General features: G+C 67.3%; 13 protein-coding genes. 8 read left to right on the top strand and 5 right to left on the bottom strand.

Features of this window, described 5'->3' with window-relative positions:
- Positions 1 to 3 precede the first annotated feature (3 nt).
- On the bottom strand, positions 4 to 2,859 hold the full coding sequence (locus EL266_RS01670) for a DEAD/DEAH box helicase (RefSeq protein ID WP_232012079.1): 2,856 nt from the start codon (positions 2,857 to 2,859) through the stop codon (positions 4 to 6).
- Between the two features lie 96 nt (positions 2,860 to 2,955).
- Between EL266_RS01670 and EL266_RS13355 the strand changes: the two genes are divergently transcribed.
- From EL266_RS13355 to EL266_RS01650, 4 genes are all read left to right on the top strand, one after another.
- Complete coding sequence (locus tag EL266_RS13355; RefSeq protein ID WP_169719950.1) at positions 2,956 to 3,099, top strand: hypothetical protein; 144 nt, start codon at positions 2,956 to 2,958, stop codon at positions 3,097 to 3,099.
- A 1,279-nt stretch (positions 3,100 to 4,378) separates the two neighbouring features.
- Positions 4,379 to 6,016 carry a hypothetical protein gene (locus EL266_RS01660; RefSeq protein WP_126412053.1) on the top strand — a complete coding sequence of 546 codons (1,638 nt, stop codon included), beginning with the start codon at positions 4,379 to 4,381 and terminating at the stop codon, positions 6,014 to 6,016.
- Positions 6,017 to 6,883: 867 nt separating this feature from the next.
- Entirely contained in the window at positions 6,884 to 7,138 is a 255-nt protein-coding gene (locus EL266_RS01655) for a type II toxin-antitoxin system RelB/DinJ family antitoxin (protein WP_034514925.1), read from the top strand.
- Positions 7,131 to 7,409: a type II toxin-antitoxin system RelE/ParE family toxin gene (locus EL266_RS01650; RefSeq protein ID WP_026427048.1), complete on the top strand. Its 279-nt coding sequence runs from the start codon at positions 7,131 to 7,133 to the stop codon at positions 7,407 to 7,409. The genes EL266_RS01655 and EL266_RS01650 overlap by 8 nt, the downstream gene beginning before the upstream one ends.
- A gap of 119 nt (positions 7,410 to 7,528) precedes the next feature.
- Here the strand turns inward: EL266_RS01650 and EL266_RS01645 are convergent, their stop codons facing one another.
- Both EL266_RS01645 and EL266_RS13835 read right to left on the bottom strand, forming a co-directional pair.
- Positions 7,529 to 9,991 (bottom strand): UvrD-helicase domain-containing protein, encoded by a 2,463-nt coding sequence (locus EL266_RS01645; protein ID WP_026427047.1) that lies wholly within the window; start codon positions 9,989 to 9,991, stop codon positions 7,529 to 7,531.
- Between the two features lies 1 nt (position 9,992).
- The gene (locus EL266_RS13835; protein WP_026427046.1) at positions 9,993 to 16,499 is read right to left on the bottom strand and encodes a DEAD/DEAH box helicase; all 6,507 of its coding nucleotides are present in this window, start codon (positions 16,497 to 16,499) and stop codon (positions 9,993 to 9,995) included.
- A 198-nt stretch (positions 16,500 to 16,697) separates the two neighbouring features.
- Between EL266_RS13835 and EL266_RS01635 the strand changes: the two genes are divergently transcribed.
- Complete coding sequence (locus EL266_RS01635; RefSeq protein ID WP_026427045.1) at positions 16,698 to 16,895, top strand: hypothetical protein; 198 nt, start codon at positions 16,698 to 16,700, stop codon at positions 16,893 to 16,895.
- Positions 16,861 to 17,217 (top strand): type II toxin-antitoxin system PemK/MazF family toxin, encoded by a 357-nt coding sequence (locus EL266_RS01630; RefSeq protein ID WP_331852933.1) that lies wholly within the window; start codon positions 16,861 to 16,863, stop codon positions 17,215 to 17,217. The genes EL266_RS01635 and EL266_RS01630 overlap by 35 nt, the downstream gene beginning before the upstream one ends.
- 112 nt (positions 17,218 to 17,329) lie before the next feature.
- On the opposite strand, the gene EL266_RS01625 is transcribed toward EL266_RS01630, so the two are convergent.
- Entirely contained in the window at positions 17,330 to 17,635 is a 306-nt protein-coding gene (locus EL266_RS01625; RefSeq protein WP_026427044.1) for a helix-turn-helix domain-containing protein, read from the bottom strand.
- Complete coding sequence (locus tag EL266_RS01620) at positions 17,632 to 18,000, bottom strand: type II toxin-antitoxin system RelE/ParE family toxin (protein WP_026427043.1); 369 nt, start codon at positions 17,998 to 18,000, stop codon at positions 17,632 to 17,634. Before EL266_RS01620 ends, EL266_RS01625 begins: the two co-directional genes overlap by 4 nt.
- 198 nt (positions 18,001 to 18,198) lie before the next feature.
- On the opposite strand from EL266_RS01620, the gene EL266_RS01615 reads away from it, so the two are divergent.
- The gene (locus tag EL266_RS01615; protein WP_126412051.1) at positions 18,199 to 18,606 is read left to right on the top strand and encodes a hypothetical protein; all 408 of its coding nucleotides are present in this window, start codon (positions 18,199 to 18,201) and stop codon (positions 18,604 to 18,606) included.
- Positions 18,603 to 19,838 (top strand): Shedu immune nuclease family protein, encoded by a 1,236-nt coding sequence (locus EL266_RS01610; RefSeq protein ID WP_034514923.1) that lies wholly within the window; start codon positions 18,603 to 18,605, stop codon positions 19,836 to 19,838. Before EL266_RS01615 ends, EL266_RS01610 begins: the two co-directional genes overlap by 4 nt.
- Positions 19,839 to 19,924: the final 86 nt, after the last annotated feature.

The raw sequence follows: 19,924 nt of genomic DNA, 5'->3' as shown, positions 1-19,924 counted from the left end.
AGCCTAGCGGCCTGACGCAACGGCAGGGCAAGTGGTGCTCAGGATCATGCGCAGCAGGGCGATGGCGCCGGCCTTGTCCAGGGGCTCATTGTTGTTGCCGCATTTGGGGGACTGCACGCAGGAGGGGCAGCCGGTGGCGCAGGGGCAGTCCTCGATGACGGCCAGCGTCGCCTCCAGCCACTGGCGGCCCGCCCGGAAGCCCCGCTCGGCGAAGCCCGCGCCACCGGCATGGCCGTCGTGGACGAACACCGTGGGCGCCATGGTCTGGGGGTGCAGGTCGGTGGACAGCCCGCCGATGTCCCAGCGGTCGCAGGTGGCCAGCAGGGGCAGCAGGCTGATGGAGGCGTGCTCGGCGGCGTGCAGCGCCCCGGGCAGGGAGTCGGGGCCGATCCCCGCGGCCCGGCAGGCGTCGAGGGGGATCGTCCACCACACGGCCGCGGTGGGCAGGGTGTGCTCCTCCATCTCCAGGGAGTGCTGGGAGACCACCTCCATCCCGGGAGTGGCCAGCGTGACGTAGCCGGTGACCTGGCTGGTGACCTCCACCGAGCCGAAGGACCAGGTGACGGAGGCCGGCGGGGTGTCGGGCGTGGCTGGGGCGGGAGCGACGGCTGGGCCGGGTGGGGCTCCGCCGGTTGAGGCTCCGGGCGGCGGCGCGACGGGGGAGCCGGCGGAGGTGGCGGGCGCCGTGGAGGGAACGGCGGGGGTGGCGGAGCCGGCGGATGCAGCGGGCACCGTGGAGGGGGCGGAGGCAGCGGGGGCGGTGGCTGGGGCCGTGGCGGGAGAATCGGTCGGGAGTTCCCAGACCTGGCGCTCCCGCTCGGCCAGGATGCGCACGGTGGATCGCGAGCGGGCCCGCGTGCGGTAGCCGACTGCCGAGCGCTGGTGCACCAGTGCGGCGTCGGCCGTCAGCTCCTCGACGACATAGGTGCGCCCCTGGTGGACGTAGACGGCGCCGTCGTGCACCGTGGAATCGGCGGCCGCCCCGTCCACGGTGCCGATGACCTCGCCGGTGGCCGCATCGACCACGGGCACCGGCGGCGGCCCGTCCCCGCGCAGGGAGGTCAGGTCCTGGGCGCGGCCCGGCAGGCTCGCGTTCCAGAACCAGCCGGCCGGGCGGCGGCGCAGAGCCCCGCGGGAGGCCAGCTCGACCAGGAGGGAGTCGTCCTCCAGGCCGAAGCGCGCCAGGTCCTCCTGCCTCAGCGGGGACTCAGAGGCGGCCGCGCACAGGTGCGGGGCCAGGACATAGGGGTTGGCCGGGTCGAAGACCGTGGCCTCCGGGGCGGCGAAGACCGCCTCGGGATGGTGGACGAGGTAGGCGTCCAGGGGGTTGTCGCTGGCGATGAGGACGGCCAGGCCGCGGCTGCCCGCCCGACCCGCGCGCCCGGCCTGCTGGCCCAGGGAGACGCGGGTGCCCGGCCAGCCGGCGATGAGGACGGCGTCCAGGCCGGTGACGTCGATGCCCAGTTCCAGGGCGCTGGTGGTGGCCAGGGCCCGCAGACGGCCCGAGCGCAGGTCCGTCTCCAGGGCGCGCCGCTCCTCGGGCAGGTAGCCGCCCCGGTAGGCGGCCACGGCGTCGGCGAGCTCGGGCAGGGACAGACCCAGGGTGCGGCGGGCGTGCTCGGCGACGATCTCGGCGCTGCGGCGCGAGCGCACGAAGACCAGGGCGCGGGCGCCCGCGCTCATGAGGTCCACCAGTAGCTCGGAGGCCTCGACCAGGGCCGAGCGGCGGGCAGCGGGGTCGGCGTCGGGGTCGCCGGTGTCAGCGGGAGGGGCATGGTCGGCGGTGGGATCGGTGGAGGCCGCGGCGGGGGCCGGGAGGGGCAGTGCCCAGGGGTCGCGCAGGGCAGGCTGCCACAGGGCCAGGGTGCGCTCCCCGGCGGGGGCGCCGTCGTCGGTGATGGCGACGACCTCCTGCGGGGCAACGCCGATGAGGCGGGCAGCTGTCAGGGCGGGCTCGGCGGTGGTGGCCGAGGCGCACAGGACCGTGGGGGCGGGGGCGTCGGGGCGCAGGCGGTGGACCAGGCGCAGCAGGCGGCGCAGGACCAGGGCCACATGGGCGCCGAGGATCCCCCGGTAGGCGTGGCACTCGTCGATGACGATGTAGCGCAGGGAGCGCAGGAACCGGGTCCAGCGCTCATGGCCGGGCAGGAGGGAGAAGTGGAGGAAGTCGGGGTTGGTCAGCACGACATCGGCATGGGCGCGCACCCAATCGCGCTCGGCCAAGGGCGTATCCCCGTCGCAGGTGCCGGTGCGGATCGTGGGTTGGGTGGGGTCGGGCCGGCCGGTGGTGGGAACGGTGGTGGAGCCGGCCTCGGGCGCGCCGGGGGCCGGGGTAGACAGGGCGGCCGGGGTGGTATCCAGGGCCGCGATGAGACGGTCCAGGGCGGCGGCCTGGTCGGCGGCCAGGGCCTTGGTGGGGGAGAGGTAGAGGGTGGTGGGGCGACGTCCGTGGGCGGAGATGCGGTGGCCGGTGGAGGGGCCGGTGGTGGATGAGCCAGAGGTGGCGGGGGCTGGGGGCGCCTGGGCGGCGAGAATGCCGGACAGGGCGGGCAGCCAGGCGGCCAGGGACTTGCCCGAGCCGGTGCCGGTGGCGATGACGGTGTGGTGGCCGCGGTGGAGGGCCTCGGCGGCCTGGGCCTGGTGGGTCCAGGGGCGGGTGATGCCGATGGCCTGGTAGGCGGTGATCAGGGAGGGGGTGGCCCAGTCGGGCCAGTCGCCGTGGCGGGCCTGGCGGGCCGGCGTGCGCTCGAGGTGGACCAGCCTGCCGTCGCGCGCGCCGATGGACTCCAGCAGCGCGGTGAGGTCGCGGGTGGGCGCCTGCGGTGGGCCGGGCAGGAGGCCCGGGGGCGGGATGGGCACGGGGCAAGTGTGCCGCAGGCGTGAGGATGGCTCGGGTACCTCGGCGAAGGATGTACATCTCCGCGGTTGTCGGTCATGCTCTGCAGCATGATCGGCATGAGCACCACCGTCGCGCATGGTCGCCTGGCCGAGGCGGAGGATCTGGCGGATATCGCGGCGGCCCAGGCCGCTCGAGTGGAGGTCGCCGAGCAGAGCACCGTTCCTTGGTGCGAGGTCAAGGCGGACCTCGGGCTGGCATGACCTACCGGGGCTGGGGTTACACATTCATTCGTGGCCTGGGCCTGAGTGCTGGCCGGGAGATCCGCGTGATTCTGCGGATTCGTCGTCTGCGCCTCCGGCGCCGCGCAAGGATGAATGTGCATGAGCGACGCCCACGCACATTCATCCCTGTCGGCGGAGGTGCGTGCGGAGACAGATCGTTGGGATTCCAACGATTCTTGCTGTGGGCCTGGTAGATGAATGTGCGACGCCTGGCCTGACCGCTCACCCGACCGCCGCTGGCGATGCCCGCTGGGGTCTCCTGGCGGTGCAGGTTGTCCACGGTGAACAACTTTAAGCCTTGCCGCCGCCTGCCGCGTTTGTAAACATGTAGGTCAGAGCGGTTTTCCAGTGACTGATAGAGCGTGGAGGCGGTTAAAGTTGTTCACGGTGGACAAACCGGCAAGGCGGCGGGCTGTCTGGGGGCAGGGCGCGGCCTGCTAGCGGGTGGAGGGCACGACCCCGGGGGTGCCCGGCAGAGCACTTCCCATGCCTGTCACGAACCGCGGACTTCGCGGGCATCCACGATGAGTCTCGTCGGCTCGTTGACGAGCCGCGTGGCCGGAACGCATACCGGTGGGGAGCCATTCGGCGTCACCCGGATGGCTCCCCGAGGCTGATGATTCAGCTAGAACCACCGGCCGAGGGCGTCAACAAGGACACCTACGGCCCGGACCAGGCGAGCGAGAGAGTTCAGTAGTTCGCTCCCCTGCCGGGCCGTGACTTTGTCCTTCTTGACCTTGACGTGCCGGCCTCCCGGCTTGGACGCCACGCTCGCCTCCTTCTTCTTCCCCGGCCAACAAGAACAACACATGAGTCGTTCTCACCAGGATGCGTTGTTGAGGCGGAGGATGACCAGGGTGGCGGAGATGATCTTGGTGATGAGAACCGAGTGAGCGGAGACGTGTTTGAGATAACTGGCGCTTTGGTTGTATTGTTGACCTGAATAAACCGCCTTATCTCCATCAGGGAGTTTGCGTTTCAATACCTTATCTAGGCTTTCCCCGCCTAGTGTATTTAGATTCTATTAGTGAGTGATCGACTTTGCGTGACGACCGGTGATAGCAATCCCGGATCGTTAGGTGAAGACGAGGCGTTGTGCCCGCCATCGATGTTCTGATATCGAGGTCCGCTCTCGTAACTGTGAACGAGGCGGCGAAGTCATCCTAGGTATGATTCCGCGTCTTTGTAGAGTTAATTGCACCGATCGGCTAGTTTTTGACACATGACTTGTCTTGCCTCTCCTGTTACCATGAATGCCATGAGAACCATCATGAATCGTCTGTTAAGAAGATCCCAACAACTGAGCAATGAAGCGCAGTCGATAAGTGAGGAGCCGCAGGATCCTCTCCCGTTTCGACTCTCTGAGAATGTACCACCGTCCATGCAACCTGGTGATCGAGGAGCGCAGAATCCTTCAATTCTGGGTGCTGACATTCTGGAGTCGGCTAGCATCGGAGTGATTGCAACAAAGATAATTACAGTGCTGATCGGTTGTGTATCCTTTGTCTTTTTATTGCTTATCCCAGCTGCCGCGTATAGGTCGTTCCCGACACAATCGTCAACGCAAGATATCAGTGCAATTTGGAGCGCTTTTGTGGGCGCGGCTGACTATCTCAGTAGCGAGTGGCTTCGAGAAAAACTCTGGGTGGCAGAAAATACTGTTGCTATGCTCGCCCTTTCGTTGGCGTTCGTCTCCTGGCGCCGCCGTCCACGCCCAGAGGATGCATCCGTTCACCGAGCTTGGGTAAAGGAGCTTATGCAGGCTGAACTTCGTGATACCGGTATTAAGTTCATGGTAACAATTATTGGTTTCGCGTCAGGCGCGATCGCATGTCTGTATTGGTTCAGTTTGATTGTCGAGAAACTTTTAGGTCACGCTGACGAGATGGTAATCGCGACCTTGTTGGCTGCATTTTCATTTTGCATTCTAGTGCTATCATTGATGACCTCACCCTCCAAGGGTGGTGGTTTGATTGGTTATGCTAGAAGTTTGTCAAATTTCACCTACTTGACTGTGTGGTGGGTTACTGAGAGAAAACGACAAAAGTTGCCTAACGCTCGCGAACTCGGTCGCCGCAAATGGTGCGCTCTATCACTTCTCTTTGTGCGCTACGTCCTCGTTGGACCGGCGATACTAGCGACGTGGAGGCTCTTCGTTGATGTCCGTACGCAGCAAGTGTTACAAATTACGATCATTGTCGCGATGGTGATCGGAGTCATTGGTCTTTGTTTCGCATTGATGTCAGTAACCGAAATTCCCGGCGTGATCATGCACCGCAATGAGGGAGTGATTGACGTCTGGCTTCCTCTGCTGTTTCTCATGGGTGTTGTCGTAGCGCTCATTGGGGCGGTGTCTGTCGGGGCACTCGAAGTTCTTTGCCGATTTCCTACATGGGGAGACTTTTTTAGGGCGACAATCGGATGGGCGGTCTGTCTTCACTGGATAGCTCCTCTGTTTGGCTATTGCCTAGGTCGTTTACCAAAGTGCGCTAAAAGGAGGTGGGTGTCACGGTGTCTGGGATTGAACTCCCTGGAGGTTTTTGTCGATATTTCTCTTCATTCTCGGGCGCAATCAACACTTCGGGAGATCATTGAATACGAATGCGAATCGCCAAGTCTTGAGGTGAGTTCTGAGGATCTCGATGCCATTGTGAATCTTATTGTCCCCGCAGAGGCCGTTATTGTCGATTCGCCCGCGTCGGAAGCCTCTGATTGCCGGCCGAATTTCTGGCAGTGGAAGGTGAACCGACTCCGGAATGCGTGGTCCAACTCATGGTGGATTGATCCGAATCGACTTATCGCCGATAGGCGAGAGAAAGAAGGGGTGTCCTTACGTCAGGCTCTATGTGACATCGCTGAGAGCCTTCAGGTCAAAGAGAATGACTCGCGAGACTGATCTGATTCGCATTAGTGCAGGAGAGTGGCTGTCTCGTATTGTGACGTTTGACGGGTGTGTTTAGTGTGTATGTTGGATTCCCAACAAATGAAGGAGCGTGGTGTGCGGTTTCCAACCCAAGTGCCCCGCCTATTATTGGTGCAGCTGTTGTCGCCGTTAGTTGGCCCGGCCCGATGGGATCGCATTGGCTCGGGTGGGTGTCGGTGTATGGCCTGTTTGTGCGGGCACAGGTGCGGAGCCCGATGGCGTTGGCCCGTGGCGCGCGGGCAGCCAAGATGGGGCTCGTCGCACTGTCCAACCGCTAAGTCGAGCGGGTAGGATCAGTGCAATACGACCGGTTCCGCCGCCCACGCCGGTGGGAGTCCAGGGCCGGTCCTTTCCTTGCCATGACAGCAGAGGCGGACGGTGGGCAGGCCTGCCGCGCCCGTCGTGCCGGCTCCGGGGGTGTTCGCCAGGGTTGTTGTCAGGACACAGCCGTGCCGGTGCTGGGGAGCGGGCCTGACCGCCTTCTGGTCCAAGGGTCAGTGGGCCTGGACCGCAGTTGTGGTGGCCTGGATCTCCCTCCATGCGGGACCCGGGTGTCTCCGTACTCGCTTGGGCATGGGACGCGAGGCGTTGAGGAGCGAGTGAGGCGGGATGATCTGAGATGCCGAGGATACGACGGGCCATGTTATGCGGAACGTCGCCAGCCGAGGCTTCGCAGAGCGGGGTCCCCCGTCCCCTTCTCGCCAAGCAAGGACTAGCCGCCCTTCGGCCTCCTACCAGGACTGGCATCGTGGGCGCTCCACGTGAGTGGCGGCTCGTTGCGCTCCTCTCTTCAGTGAGTACAATGAGAGTACGATAGCCCCACAAGCGGAGGGTAGGGTGATGGAACTCGATACTCGCATCCAGGTGCGCACCAACCGCCAGCTCAAGGAGCGGGCCACAAGGACCCTGGACAGGATGGGCATCGACATGCCCACCGCGATCAACATGTTCCTCAACCAGATCGTCCACGACCAGAGGCTGCCCTTCCAACCCAGTCTCACCCCTTACGTCGACGCGATCCGCGAGGCTGAGGCCGAGTCCGCTGTCAAGGTCCGAGACGTCGACGAGTTGATGGACCTCATTGACCGTGCCTGAGCGCGAGATCGCCTACCGGCCGGCCTTCCTGCGCGACGTGAAACGGCTCAAGCGCAAGCACTACGACATGGAGGCGCTCAAGACCGCGATCCAAGCAGTCGCGGACCGCCGTGCCGACTGGCTCAGACAGCATCGGGACCACCAACTCACGGGCAACCTCTCCGCCTACCGTGAATTGCACATCGCAGCCGACTGGCTCCTCCTCTACACCATCGAGAGCGATGGCACCCTCGTCCTGGCCCGCACCGGAAGCCACGACCAACTCCTGTAACACGGCCTCCAGCGGTCTGGTCCTCGGGGATGCTGCAGATGCATGATCGTGCCGGCGGGCGAGGACAGCACGGGACCCGGGTGACGGTCGTCGTGCGCGGATCATGATGATGGTCCGGGCTACCCGAGGTCCACGATCCCCTCCAGCAAGGGGCTCGGCTCCCCGGTCCAGGAGACGGCCAGGTGGTCGCGGGCGCGGGTCGCGGCGACGTACAGCAGGGAGCGCTCGCGCAGGAGGGCGTCAGCGCGGTCGGCATCCGAGTACTGCTGATCCCGCAATGCGCGCGGGATCGAGGCCTTGGAGACGTCGAAGAGCAGCACCTTGCGGAACTCCAGCCCCTTGGCGCGGTGCATGGTCATGACCACGGGCCTGCCACGCCCCACCGCCTCCCGGTCCACCGGCCGGACCTCGATGCCGCGCTCGGCCAGCCCGGTGACGACGGCGTCCCGCTGGTAGCGGTCGCGCACCAGGATCGCCAGGCTCTCCGCGCCCGCGGCGCCCGGTTCCGCGCCCTGGTGCTCGAAGTCATCCTCCAGCCATCGGCGCAGCAACTGCGCCGCAGCATCCAGCTCCTCCGCCTTGGAGTCGGCGTGCAGCAGGACAGGCTCCGGCCCCGACCTCGGTGAGAGATACCGGTGCTCCTCCGCCTGACCCTCCATGTCCTCATAGACCCCCTGGTCAAGGATCCCGAAGGCCAGGGCGAGGTTCTGGCGCGTCGTGCGGTAGTTGCGGGTGAGCCGCCGCGACCGCCCTCGGATATTGATCCCGTAATGGTTGAGCACGATCTTCTTGCCGTAGATGCGCTGATGAGAGTCCTCGGCGAGGAAGAGATCATCCGGCCCCGGCTCAACCAGTGCGCGCAGCAGCAGCAGGTGAGAGGGAGTGAGATCCTGCGCCTCATCGACCAGAACGTGCTGGTAGGGCCGGGCGCTTCCCCGGCCGGCCTCGTCATCAAGCCAAGCAGCTGCCAGGGCGAGCTGCTCGGCGAAGGAGGTGGCGTCCAACTCTGTGCAGCGGTCCCGGTACCGCTCCATGGCGGACCAGACGGCGGCCCGCTTGCGACGATCCAGGGACACCCCCCGGCCAGGCCGACGCACTCGCACATATTGCTGGAGGGTCGTCACATGCTGCGGCAGCACCACCAGCTCGTACTCCGAGGCCAGGAAATCCGCCGACTGCAGATCAGGGGGCAGCTTGTCCCCGGCGAGCGCGAGCACGTCCTGCCACAGATCGTTCCTGGCATAGGTCAGGACCCTGGTGCGACGCCGCCCCAGCACACGCTCAGCGACCGGCGCGATGTCCTCCCCGGCGCGCTGGAGGATGGCACGGGCCACCTTGTCCAGACCGGAGACAAGCAGGCCCGGCTCGCCAACCTTCTCCGCGAACGTCACCCCTGGGGCCAGTTGCGCCACCTGCCGCCGCAGGTCGTCGGCGAGGTTGCGCGTGAAGGTCGTCAGCAGGATCCGCGGGGCACTCTCCGAGCCCAACCCATGGAGCTGGCTCTCAGCCGCCTCAGCATGCCGCCTGGCCAGGTCGGCGGCCCGGTGCACGGTCACCACGGTCTTGCCCGTCCCCGCCCCGCCGGAGATCCTCATGGGACCGTTCCAGCGACGTTCAACCAGGAACCGCTGCTGCGGGTGGAGGAAGAGCTGCCACTGCGCGAAGGTCAGCCCTTCGATGGCGCGGCGCAGATCCTCATCGGTCTCCAACCAGGTGAAGGCGGAGCGAGCCGCCCGAGTGCGCAGCCCGGCGATGACCTCCTCGTCCGTGGGCTGCTCGGTGGTGACGTCCCGCGGATGCCGGAGCTCGAAGTTCTCGCGGACATCCTCAATGTCCGAGCCAGTGGCCAGCGCCAGCAGCGCCTCACCCTGCCAGGAGGGCTCGGCGGTAGCGGCCAGGTCCAGCAGCTCTGACTCGCGGGTCGCGGCGAGCGCCGCAGCCGCCAAGCGGACATCAATGCCCAGCTCATCGCGCAGCGACTCCACCGTCAGGCCGTCGGGCCACGCTGGAGGGTTGTCACGCGTCGCCACGACGACGCCGGGAGTCGCCTCCGCCCCTGCCACTCGCCCTGCTGGGGCGGGCGCGCCGGCCTCCTCCATGCGGCGGCGCGCCTCGGCGTTGTCAGCCTCGATGCGCGCGGCCTCGCGCGCGATCTCCTCGGCCTCCCTGCGCGCATCGGCCAGCCGCTGGCGGGCGTCTCGCCGTGCCTCCTCAACCGCCTGACCATCCTGGCCGACGCCGTCGCGGACATCGGTCACCTGAGCGGCGCCGTTGTACGGGTTGATGCCGACCGTCACGGTTCTGGCGACCGCGATGGCCTCGTCATGCGGCCAGATGCCGTAGACGACGTAGACGCGCTGGCCGCCTCCGTCGAGCTCGAAGAGCACAGCCCGGTAGAAGTCGGTGACCCGGGCGGTGCGCACCCGGCGATCGACGGATCCCCGGATGGGCTCCACGTGCAGACCCACGCTGGTGGCCCCGCCGGAGAGCTTGGTGATGAAGGGGCCGATCTTGGCGCGCAGCGATGGATCCCGGCTGATGGCGTCCTTGGGCCTACTGCTGGGCCATACGATGGTCGGCATATCAGCGTCCTTCCAGGAGCGAGCGGATCTCGGCGGCGGTGACGGCACCATCATCCCCCACGGCTGTGACACGCCAGCCGGCGGCCTCGAGGGCCTCTACCGCCTCATCCTCCGGCTCGACGACGACGGCGACTCGCTGGGCGGGCCAGGACAGGTCCGTCATGACGCCGTCGGCCTCCTCCTGGCCCTCCCGTTCGAAGCGCACCCCGGCGGCCGCCAGGTGAGGCAGGAGCGCGAGAACCTGAGGATCGGCCAGCTCCCGGTCGACCCTGTCCCAGCCGAGAGCCGCCATGGCGGCCTGGTCTGAGCCCGAGTCGGAGCCGCTGGCCTCGGCGCGCGCCCGCAGCTCCTCCAGCGCCAGGCTCGTCGTCGTGATCGTCACAGAGGCGCCCGCCAGGGGAAGGACGTTGCTCAACCGCAGCCATGTCAGCCAGGCGTCCCGGTGCTCGGGCGAGGCCAGCGCCTCATTCGAGTCGTCGATGACCAGGGCGATCCCGGTGGTGGCTGAGTCGCTGGTCTGGATCGCCAGGGCCAAGTGCGGTCCGCTGAAGATCGCCCCTGAGGCTGCCGTGGTCGGGGCGATCGGATCGGGCAGGTTCTCGTCGGGGAGGAGGGCGTGGACTGCCTCCCAGAGCGGATTCGCCTCGGGGCGCGCGGCAGCGGTGTAGCGCAGGGTGGCGCCTCCGAAGAAGGCGGTGTGCCCGGCGGCGCCGAGGATGAGCGGCCCCCACAGGGAGTCGGCGAGGGCGGACAGGGCGACGGCCTGGGCGTTGGCGCCGGTGGCGTCGTCACGCAGCATGGCCGCCAGGAGCGTCATGGGGCCGCCGCGCCAGACCTCGATCGCCTCGTCGGTGATGGCGCTGGCGCGGGCGGCGCCCAGGCTGCCGTTCTTCAGGGCCGCTGCGGCGTTGTCGTCGAGCCACCTCGGGTTCCACGGGCCATCGAGGTCGTCCTTGGCCACGGCGATGACGCGGTAGCCGTGGGCGCGCAGCGCGGCGCGCTTGGTGGCGTCGTCGGCCAGACGGTTGTGCTCGCGGCTCGCGTGGTAGCTCAGCCCGTCGGTGTAGATGGCGATGGGGGCGCGCCCGCTGGCGTGCAGGGCGGTGAAGTCGGGCCGGGTCCGTCCCAGGGCGTCCACCTGGGGCCGCACCCGCCAGCGCCCGCCGTCCAGGTCGAGGGCCGGTGCGCCGGAGGGGTCGCCGCTCACCCGCACGGCCATATCCGCTGACAGTCTGTCCTTGAGCTCGCTGCGGAAGCGCACCTCCAGGGGGCTCTCGCCGTAGCCGGCCCGCACGGGCTCGTCGGTGACCCGCCATCGGGGCTCGGCCGGGTCGAGGTCGGTGGCCGGCTCGCCCGCCTCCAGGCCGAGGAGCTGACGCAGGGCGTGCAGAGCCGAGGCGCGCGAGACCTCTCCCGACGCCGTGCCGGCCGAGCTCGCTGTGCCCGTCGTACCCGCTGTTCCTGCCGCGTGCGGCTGGAGGCAGTTGTGGCACAGGTCCTTGCCCTGGGCGGCGCACGGGCAGGTCTCCAGGCGCTGGGCGGTGCGCACGAGCAGGCCCCACGCCGCGGCGGGCTCCCCGAGGTCGGTGAGGTAGCCGGTGCCTCCGGGAACGGTGTCATGGAGCAGGAGGGCGGGGCGGGTCTCGCCGGGGGCGCCCCGGAGCACGGGGTAGGGGGCGCTGAGGATGCCCAGGTGGTCGGGGGCGCCGCCGGTGGTGATCTCCAGTCCGAGCATCAGCGCGCTTGCCAGGGAGGCGACGCCCGGCTGGTCGGAGGCGAAGCCCTGGGGCAGGACGAGGGCGATGGCCTCGGTGGTCAGGTCGCGCATGAGGTCCACCTGGATGACGTGCTCGCGCGGATCGCTGCGGTGCTCGCACCAGGCGCGGTGCTCACGCGGTGAGGAGGCCCCGGTGCTCGTGTCGAGCTTCCCGCAGGCCTCGCACAGGCGGAAGCCGCGGGCGCGCACCGGCGTGCCGCCGACCTGGTCCACCGACTGCCCCGGCAGGGCCCGACCGGTGTTGAGCCAGCGCAGGGGCAGGCTCCGGAACCGGTTGATCCCGAATCCGGTGGCATCCACGCTCCACTGACGCTCGGTGCGTGAGGGGTCGAGGTCGGCCAGGGGATGAACCTCGAAGCGCATCGCCGCCCGCTCGTCCCGGCTGTCACCGATGCGGGCGTCGTCCTTGGCGACGTCGGCGAAGACCCGGGTCAGGCGCAGGACGCGCCGCGCCCGGCCGACGTCGGCGATGGCCGTGTCCCCGCAGCGCGGGCACTGCCCTGGGGCGGCCGGCGGGTGCTCCTGCGGATCGTGGATCTTGACGTAGCCGCAGGAGGAGCAGGTCAGCCACCACTGCGCCTGCTCGGCCAGGCCCGAGGAGTCGACGCCGTCGATGCTCATCTCCATGCCGCGGGTGTAGAAGACCGTCCCGGGGGCGAGCTCGTGCAGGGCATGGGCCGAGGCCCGGTCGATGTCGTGGGGCTCGGTGTTGAACTCATCTTTCTCCGGGTCTCGCCAGGACACGCGGGCGGACAGGCGGACCGCGTCATCGATGAGGGCGTAGTTGGGCAGAACGCCGTGCCTCTCCAGGGCGGCGACCCAGAACTCTTGCTCCACGTCGATGAGCCTGGCGGCGATGGCCTTGCGGGCGCCCTCGGCGGCACGCCGGGCCCGGTGGTCCTCCTCGGTGGGATTGGGCCGCTCGGTGGCGGCGATGAGCTCGGGCAGGGCCGCCTCGATCTGCTGGTCCTGGTGACGCAGCTGCTCCACCTCGGCGCGGTGCTCGGTGGCCGCCCGCTCAAGCATGGCGCGAGGCCCGGCCCCGCCGTCGTTACTGGCCCAGGAGGTCAGGCGGCCCAGCGCCGGGGTGCGGTTGGCGAAGGTGGCGGTGAAGGCCGCCGCCAGCAGGGCGCCGTCGCGAGCGATCCGCTCGGTGATGGCGGCGATGAGGGTGCCCTGGCCGCGCATATCGAAGGCCGTGCGGGCCGTGCCCCGGCCGCGGCCTCCTCCGGGGACGGCCGGGTGACTCTCGCGGGTGAGGGTGTCGATGACGTAGGCGAGGAACTGGCGGCGCAGGATCTCCTCGGCACCCAGGTAGGTGGCCGGTGGGGCGACGGCGCCGTCGAGCAGCCGGGCGGGATCCTCCAGGAGCCGGATCTGGCCTACGCGCCCGGGCACATAGGCCAGCGCGAGGGCCGAGCCGCTGCGGCGACCGGCGCGCCCGACCCGCTGCACGTAGGAGGCGACCGTCTCCGGCAGGGAGCCGAGCATGACCGTGGACAGGTCACCGATGTCGATGCCCATCTCCAGGGTGGGGGTGGCCACGAGGACATTGGGGTCGCCGGGCTGCTGGACGGGGCGCTTGAAGCCGGCCTCGACGGCGGCGCGCTCGGTGGCCTCCAGCAGTGAGGTGTGCTCGCGGGCGTCGACCCGCCGCACATGCGCGGCGGCGTACATGGCGCGGTAGAAGCTGTCCCCGGGGTGGTGGGTGGCCCTCAGGTGCCCGGGGCAGCGGGCGACCAGGCAGGGGGCGCTGTCCAGCTGGCTGGTGGTGGCCGCTGCGGCGGGAAGCTGGCTGCGGCAGGTGTCGCACACCAGGAGGAGGTCCTCGCCGTCGTCGGCCGACCATGGGGTGACGAGCACCCTCTCGGCGGGGATGCCGTAGACGGTGCCGCCGGAGACGGTGCGGGTGGTGGACAGGACTCCGGCCTGGGCGAGGTGCGCGAGCAGCGAGGAGGCAAGGCGGGCGGCGTGCGTGGGGGTGACGCCCAGGCACTTGCGGGTCCAGGTGGCGTACCAGGACTGGGTGGAGGAGACCTGCGTAAAGGCCGAGTGGCGGGTGTCGATGCGCCCGCCGACCTGCGGGAAGGAGGGTGCGGAGCGTCCGGCGGGGAAGGCTGGCTGTCCCTCTTTGCGGCTGCGCTTGAACCAGATCCACAGGCGCCTGCCGTCCTCCTTCTTGTAGCGCTCCAGCCACTCGTGGTCGATGGCGCCCTCACGGCGCATGCGCTCGACGGTGCCGCGCACCCAGGTGAGCAGTGCAGTCTCGGTGGCGGCCTCCAGGCCGGGCAGGGCGGCGGGCGCGCCGTCCTCCCCGAGGGCCGCCCGGGCGATCCGGGCGAGGTCGGCGGGAGAGCCGACGTCCACATGGACGGTGAGGGAGCCGGTGGCCTCCAGGGTGCGCCCGTAGGTGGACTGGAGGCCCACCTCCAGGGCCATGTCGAACAGGAGCCGACGGCGCACATAGCCGGCGGCGGTGCGGCGCTTGCTGGCCGTGGCCTTGGGGGCCCAGTAGGGCGTGAATTGCTGGTGGTCGGACAGGGCGGCGGGGACCAGGCGGTAGCGGTCGAAGGCGCTGGGGCTGGCCGCCTCCAGTGCGGCGTCGGCCCAGGAGGGCAGGTCTGTCTCCGTGGTGAGAGCACCGCGCAGGGCGGAGCGCAGGCTCATGGTGTGGGAGCGCTGGTCGACGAAGCCGGCCCGGTGGGCGGCATCCTGGACGGAGTCGGTGAAGATGAGGGCGCGCTTGTCGGCATTGTCGAGGGCGTCGTCGCCGAAGAGCGTGGTGAGGCTGACGGACAGCAGGGTGGCGACCGCCGAGCCGAGGAAGCGGATGGCGTCCCTGGCCCCGCAGGAGGGGCAGACGTCCCGGGTGGTGTCCTCGGCGATGGTGCGCTCGTCACCGGTGAGGACGAGGACGGGCAGGTAGTGACCCTCACGGGCCTCCAGGGAGTCTTCCGCGGGCATGCGGGTGAGCAGCTCGCGGTCGGTGACCGAGTACCAGCGCAGGCCGGGGTGGTGGGCCTGCGGGTTGGGGTCGCCGGCAGTGATGCGGTTGCGGTAGTCGGCCTCCTCTCCGGGGGCGGCCAGCAGCGCCCGGAAGCGGGTGTCGCCGGCGAGCCGGTCGCGGCGCGCATGGCTCTGGTCGGCCTTCTCTCCCTGCCCGGTGGGGGCCAGGACGATGCCCCAGCCGGAGCGGCCGCAGGAGCGGCAGTACAGGGCGGGACGCGCCGGGGCGTCCTGGGCCTGCTGGCTGGGGGAGTCCGCCCAGCGGAAGGCGGGGCGGGCGTCGAGGAGGCGGTCCACGCGGGTGACCTCGCGGACCCACATGGTGACCTCGACGCCGACGGCGCCCCGGTCGGGACCGCCGTCAAGACCCGCCCGGATGGCGGAGAGCGCCGCGAGGAGGGCTGCCAGCGCTCGGCGGCTGACAGCGGGCTCGGTGAGCTGGGCGGGGGTGAGGAGCCTGCCGGCGAGCTCGGTCAGGGGTGCGGCATGCTCCGCGTCGCGGATGAGGTCCAGGACGTCGGGGTGGGCCTGGATGGCGTGGGCGAGGTCGGATGCGGTGAGGCTTGCGCGCGGGTCATCCGGGATGTCGTAGAGGACAGAGGCGACGCTGCTGAGAAGTTGCTCGGGCTCGGTGGCCGGCTGCTCGGCGACGTCGGCAAGGCGCCTCAAGTCCTCGGCAGGCAGGTCGGCGAGGCGGCGGGCGTGCTCGGCCAGGCCAAGGGCTGCGGTGGCTGCTTGGTGGGGCTCCGCCCAGGTGCCGAGGCTGGCGCGGGTCTCGGTGATGACGGCCTCGTCGGCCAGGTCGGTGCCGAAGACGTCGCGGGCGAAGCCGAGCATCCGGGTGGGGTCGCCGTCGCCGAGGGTGGCGGAGGTGGCGACGGGGCAGAAGGGGCCGAGCGGGGAGCGGGTGTAGTCCTCCTGGCGGGGATCGTCCGCGGGCAGATGGGCGCGCAGGGCCAGGCCGAGGCGGCGCAGGAGCATGGCGACGTCGGTGCCCTGGGCGCCGTCGTAGGTGTGGAACTCGTCCAGGACGAGGTAGGTGAGGGAGGCGGCGGAGGCCTGCCACAGCTCGCGGTCCTCGGGCCGCAGGAGGAGCTGGTCGAGCATCTTGTAGTTGGTGAGCAGGATGTCCGGCGGGTCGTGGCGGATGGCGTGGCGGTCGGTGATGAGGGAGGTGGGGGCGACGTGCGTGGTGGGGGTGGCCGAGGCGTCGCCGGTGTAGAGGGCTGCCCGGATGCCGACCAGGGCGGGGTCGGAGGTCAGCAGGTGGGCGAGGCGGCCGGCCTGGTCGGAGGCCAGGGCGTTCATGGGGTAGAGGATGAGGGCCTTGAGGCCGGTGACGCCTTCCGCGCGGGCCCGCAGGACGTGGTCGAGCACGGGGTGGAGGAAGGCCTCGGTCTTGCCCGAGCCGGTGCCGGTGGTGATGAGGGTGGGCTGGGGGCGGTGGCCGCCCTTGGTGGTCAGGCGCCGGTAGGCGTCCTCCTGGTGGCGGTAGGGATTGAGCCCGGGGTCCCAGTCGAGGGCGTCGGAGCGGGCGCTCGCGGGCACATACGGCAGGCGCAGGCGGGCGAAGGGGCCGGTGAAGACGCCCTGCTGCCCGTCCTCCAGGAACTCGGCCAGGGCGCGCCGGGGCTCGGCATCCGTCAGCGCGAAGGTCGTCGACAGGTAGTCGACGACCGAGCGCCGGATGCGTTCGGCCTGGAGCGAGGGCAGCAGGAGCGGCATGTCGAGTCGTGCGGGTTGTGAGCGGGCAGTGGCGTCGTCGGCGAAGCGCCTTGTGGCTGAGGTTATCGCAGGGGTGTGACAGCCAGAGTGCCCCTGGGTGGTGGATATACGTCTTTGCTCGCCCAGGAGAGGCCGGAAGAGATCAGGCGAGCACCTCGCCTGTAGACGGATTCATCTACACCGTCTACATTTGAACGCATGAGCGAGACCACCACCATTCGCGTGAGCCGGCAGACGCACCGCCGCATCACGCGGCTAGCCAAGCAGCACGACGAAAGCGTTGACCAGACCGTGGATCGCGCCCTGCGCGCCTTGCGCCAGCTGTCGATAGGCCGCGATCTGAACGCCGACCTGGACCCGGATGAGAAGGCTTGGCTCAATGCTGAGCTCGGGTGACATCGTCGAGGTCGACCTTGGCACACCCATCGGGAGTGAAGCGGGTCCTCGCCGCCCCGGCGTCGTCGTCACCGCAGACGGCATCTTGCAAGGCGATCCCAACGTAGTGCACGTGGTCCCGCTGACCCGGACCATCCGGCCCAGCGGGGCGGAGGTCTACATCGAACCCGATGGACAGAACCAGCTCACAGCCCCCTCAGCAGCGCAGTGTCAGCATGTGCGGTCTGTCTCCGTCGCGCGGCTTTCTGGGAACCGAGGAGTCGTAGGACCAGTTCTCCTCAGCGAGATTCGTGAGGTGCTCGGACTGCTCCTGGATCTGTGAAAGCCTCGGCGCCCGTCCTACCCCCGCGCGCCCACCACTACGCCCATACCCTCAGACCGGAGGAGCCAGTTACGGAGCAAGTCTCGTCCTCCGTGGTGGGGCGTGTATGTGGTCAGCTTGCGGCGGCCATGTCGATGGTGAGGTTCAGGTCCAGTGCGTGGGCGATACGCCGGAGGGTCGACACTGAGGGGATCTGTCCTCCGTTCTCAACGGCAGAGATGACTGATTGCTTGGTGCCCATGCGTTCGGCCAGCTCGGTCTGGGTCAGTCCGGCCCGTGTGCGAGCCGTGTAGACGAGCTCGGCAAGCTGGAGCCTTGTCTCCTCCTCCGCCTCGGCGGCGTTGAAGCGGGCTCGCTCGTCTGGGGTCATGGAGGCCAGGGCCTCGGCCTCAGCCTGCCTGAACGGCGTGGTCTTCATGATCGCTTCTCCTTCCTTCTGGCTTCCTCGGCGGTGGCTCGATCGGCTTCGTGAGCCGCCTGAGCCCGGCGGGCCCGCAGGATCTGCGCCCGTTCGTTGCGACGCTGCTTACGGAACGTTGTCAGCGTGACGGCGTGGCGCTCGGGGTCGAGCACGTAGGTGATCCGCCGCGCCACGCCCTCGCACGTGAATCGCAGCTCACGCAGGCCACCACCGAGCTGCCTCGACAACGGCATCCCAAGCATGTGGCCTGACTCCTCCAGACGGGAGAGCACGCGACCAACCGCCGCCTTGCCCTCGGGGCTCAGCCCCTGATACCAGGCCAAGACCTCGTCAGAGAGCTCGACTGTCCACCGCACGTCCATAATATATCCCAGGAGTGATATTGCGTCTAGGTGATATCTGGGTTGGTGCTCGGCGTCATGTGGCGGCGTTGCACAGCGCGGTGGTCGCGGTGCTCAGGTCGGTCGTGACCCTGGTGCAGCAGGTCTCAATTGCAGTACGGTTACCGAGAGACTGGGAACCGATCACAGTGGCATTGAGAAAACAACTAGAGTGTCGGTATGACCGCGGTCTCCCCTGCTCCACCCGTCCCGTCGACGTCGGATCCGGCCGCGTCTGCGCGCAGGGGGCATGTCGAATTTCTCCAAAGCTATGATTTTCTAACTTCCGTCATTCGCGCGCCCGAGTGGATGGCACGAGTGCTGAATATAACTGAGTGCCACCGCAGTGCTTCCCTTGTTGACTTCGCCGACGGCACGAAGGCTTGCTGCAATTGCGACGGCGGAAACGACATCATTCGATGTTATCGTTTCATTCTTTGCCAGTCTCCGCCACCCCGGGCAGCTCTGCTGGAATTGTTTGATCGCCTCAACGGCACGGCATGCGAGTACCTGATCAACGGAGAACTGATTGCCCACATCTCTAATTGTACCTGGCCGTTCCGTCTGTTCAATCTGGAGGCATCGTGATCATCTTCGTTGAGTCAGGAAACGAACTGGTTTTGCGCTATTTCTCCGAGTTGCAGCCGGCCGGATGGGTTGATGAACGCCTGAAGCGCGATGGACAAGTTGGTTTTAAGAGAGTTTTCTCGCTCAATCGAGATGATCTCATCGAGAATGTCCACAGTGTAAACGGTGAAAGCGATGATGAAGACTCTGATGACTTTAGAGACTTTCGTATTGGTGTGGTAGACGGTGAATACTGGAGAATCCGTGCAGATGTTCTTGGGATCAATCACGATGCTCTCATTGCACAATCGATCGATCTGTCTCAGGGGATATTTGTCGCCGAGCGCAATATTTCCGTATTCAGAAGAATTGAACGCGTTGCATGCCGTCAGATCGTGATTGGAGGGGGACGTTCAGATGCCATTCCTGAGGAGGAGTTTTGGATGCTTCTTAAAAGATTTCCCACGTCAACTGAATGCAGGCTGTACGTTGATGCTCGAGTGGGTCGTATTGTGCAGGAGTACTATGAGAGTGCTGGCGAGGCGGAGCGGAAGCTCCAGCGGCACCTGAATGCCAAAAAATCTACTCGCTATCCCGCGAGGCGAACCTCGATGATCGTCAATGAGATGGAGCTCGAGAAGTTCACGTTCGTCCGCGAACGCTTTGAGGAGATGCTTGCGGATGTCGAGAGCTACTCCGAGCGCGACTGGCAGGTTGAGGTGGCCCGGCTCTTCTGTTTAATGTTTCCTCGGTATGTGTGTGTACTGGAAGGAGTGAAGATTAAGGAGAGATTCTCGCGTCCCGGCAAGGAGGTGCGTAGAGAGGTGGATATGGTGCTCGTTGATTCAGCTGGAACCATTGATATCCTCGAGATTAAAAAGCCCTTTTCCGATTGTCTCGTGTCTCGGGGCCGCTATCGCGATAACTACATACCTAAACGAGAATTAGCAGGCGCTGTTGTCCAGTGTGAGAAGTACTTGTTCTATCTTAACTGTGGTGGAGTCAGTACTGAGGAGGCAATTCAAAAGCGGCTCGATAAAGAGCTTGCGAATGCTCCTCGGGTTAAGATCGTCAATCCGAAGGCGTACATACTGGCCGGCCGTGATGACAATCTGACCGACGAGCAGAGATTTGACTTCGAGTTCACTCGAAGAGGCGGCAGTGGCATCATGGACATCATCACTTACGATGACCTGATGCGGCGTTTGTATACTATGACTGAGGCGCTCCGTAAGCAGATTGGCGATGCTTAAGTGGCTCTTCGTGTTTAGGGGTGTGGGTGGGGTGCTGGGTGCGAGGTTGTGAGCGTACGAGGGCGGTGGGGCGTAGGGGTCCTGGT

Source organism: Actinomyces slackii (assembly GCF_900637295.1).
GTDB classification, from domain to species: domain Bacteria; phylum Actinomycetota; class Actinomycetes; order Actinomycetales; family Actinomycetaceae; genus Actinomyces; species Actinomyces slackii.
The sequence above is the reverse complement of the archived record's forward strand: the minus strand, read 5'-3'. Positions and strand labels throughout refer to the sequence as shown.